The sequence below is a fragment of the Synechococcus sp. R3-13 genome (genome assembly GCF_047462195.1).
Lineage (GTDB): Bacteria > Cyanobacteriota > Cyanobacteriia > Thermostichales > Thermostichaceae > Thermostichus.
The window spans coordinates 1-2764 of record NZ_JANSIO010000372.1; the positions used below are offsets into that span (position 1 = coordinate 1).

The 2764-nt window shown below is 61.3% G+C and carries 1 pseudogene; it reads right to left on the reverse strand.

From position 1 onward, the window contains the following. A pseudogene (locus tag NW856_RS11200) lies at window positions 1-2764 on the reverse strand (hybrid sensor histidine kinase/response regulator); the annotation flags it as partial.

Here is a 2764-nt window from a genome sequence, read left to right on the forward strand (position 1 = left end):
TCCAGCCTCGCCCGGCACTGCAGCAGCAGGCTCTAGGGTGGGAGCAAATGTCTCCTCAAAAGCCGCCGCCGGTTCAGCAGCATCGAAAAGAGCTGCCAAATCGTCCAAACGGGGAGCCGGAGCAGCTTCCAGCGCCTCTTCCTCTGGGGTCTCGGCCTCGCCAACAGGAACGGCTAAGGATTCATCCTCTGCAAACAGGCTGGCCAACTGGCTTTCCAGATCGTCCTCCGCAGGCTGGAGGGCATTTTCTTCCTCCAGTGCGGCAACCGGCGGCTCTGGCTCAGACACGGGCACTTCCGCCAGGCTGCTCGCTTGCAAAGCTTCTGTGTCCTCCAGGAAGGTGGCAAGATCCAAGGGGGGTTCTTCTTGGAGCGCTTCCCCTTCTGCAAAGAACTGGCTCAACTCATCCAGATCCACCTGGCTGTCGCTATCCATGGCCGAGAGGGATCCCCTGGCCCCCAGGCTCAGTTCTTCTGGGTCGGATTCCTGGGTGAATAGGGCATCGAGACGGTCGAAGGAGATCTCGGGGGAAGGGGCGACTGCCTCCTCAGCCGTGGGTTGCAGGTCTGCGAAAGACTCCTCCTGGACCGGGAACAGCTCCTCCAGAAGCGCCCACTCCTGGGCTTCTGCTGTGTCCCCAGCTGCTGATTGGGTCAGGGGGATGGAGTCCCCATCGGACGCCTCCTCGAGGGTCTCGCCGGCGAAGAGATCCCCTAGGCTCAGCTCGGCTCCGAAGTCTGGAATTGGCGATTCCCTCGGCTCATTGGCCATGTCGGGCGACGTGGGGAAGGGTTCGCCGATAAAGAGATCCCCCAGTTGCTCAGCTTCGGCAGCATCAGCCTCAGCGATGTCCAGGGATGGGCCAAAAGAGGGATCCAAAAATACGGAAGGTTCACTTGCTTCCGGCATCGACCAAGCCGGATCGGCTTCTGCCGCAGGGGTGGAAAAAAAGCTCTCCAGGCTGTCTTCGGCAGTATCGAAGGCAGCAGAGTCAGCGGACTCTAAGGATCCCACCTCGTCGGAACCCGACTCTGCCAGATGATCTGCTGGGATGGAAAAATCCTCTAGCTGGATATCTGCGGGAAATTCAGCCCAGAGATCTGCTGCGATTTCCCTGTCCTCAAGGGCTTCCTGAAGGGGTGGGGACGGTTCAGCCGCCCAAGGATCGGCCTCCAGCTCACCAGCGGGAACGGCCTCCAAGTCCGGAAGCTGAGACCCTTCCTGCCGGAAAGCACTCTCTACGGGAAGTTCCTCCAGCTCAAATAGGGCCTCTACCCCGGCACTTGCGGCTTCGTCTGGGACAAAGCCGGATCCCTCGCCCATTTCCGCAGCAACGCTCTGGGCAGTCGGCTCCTGTTCAGCATCCCAGGCAGGCTCAGCAGAGACAAACCCCTCTGCCCCTTCACCCACCACTTCGGCAAACAGCTCCGCCAGATCGGCCTCAGCTCTCTCCTCGTCCAACCTTGGGCTCAGATCCTCAAAGGTCTGGGAGAGGGGCTCAGGAGAAGGAGGGATCAGCTCTGTTGGGAACTCTTCAATATCAGACAGCGCTTCTGCGTTGGCGAACAGCTCGTCAAAGGCCGAGGTGGCTTCTTCCTCCAGATCCAAGGGGGTGGCATAGAGCTCCGCTCCGCTGGTGCCCGCTTCCCCAAGGGATGAGGTCTGCTCTGCCACCAGATCCCAGCTTGTCTCTGCGCTCTCCTGCTCCGGCAACCGGTCGGCTCCGAGCTCATCTCCATCAAAAGAGGTCTCGGCGAGGGTTACCGCCTCTGGCACCGGCTCAGCTTCCCAGCTCAGATCGGAGGCAGCGCTTTCCTCCGCAGGGATCCCAGCAGCCGCAGCCCAATCCTCTGGGGCACCCCCAGGTTCTGGGAATGACGGCTCTGCCTCAGACCCCCAAGCAAGGCCAAGGTCGAAGGGCTCAGGGACTTCTGGCTCTTCAGGGGCTGCCGGAACAGGGCGGAAAGCCAGCAACTCAGCCGAGGGTCGGATGGTGTTTGCCGCTCCGCCGGCCAGAGCTTGGTGCGCTTGCTTCAGATCTCGCAGCACCGGCAGGGCCAGTTGTCGCAAATCCTGGCCGGGATCCGCCAAAATCTCGCCGATCAAGCGGGTCAAATCTGTCCAGCCCCCCAGTTCCAGAGCCGAGGATTGCCCCAAATCCTGCAAAGATTGCGCCAACGCTTGCAGGGCCGGTCGAGTGGCTGGGTCGTCGGGACGTTTGAAGAGTTCCAACATCTGGCGCAACAAGGCCGGGATCTGCTGATGCACCACCACCTCAAGGGGATCCGGCGGGGCAGGAGGGGCGGCAGGGCGAGCCAATTGTTGCAATTCTGAAGAAGGGGCAACCTGCTCAGGCTTGCCGGCCAAGATAAGCTGCTGCCCTTGCTTCAAATCCCGCAAGGCAACCAAAGCCAAAGTTCGCAGGTCGGCATCGGGGTTGCCCAGGGCTTGCTCGAAGGTTTCCGTCAACTGTTGCCAGCCCGCCAGATGATGGACTTGCCCGATCTCCTTGAGAACGGCGTTCGCCGCCACCAAACGCTCTCGGACATCTGCCTGATCCCGTTGTTTAAACAGCTCCAGCATCTGGCGCAACTGCTGCGGCACCACCTCCGCCATGTCCTGCTGCAGGGTGCGAACCGCCGGCGGCGAGACGGGAGCTGAGACAGGGCCCTCGCCGAGAAGATTTTGAATGTGCCTTTCGGTCTCTTGAAAAACCGGCTCCAATTCCGCCAGGGTGGTGTTGCTGACTTCCTGGGTGAGGCCG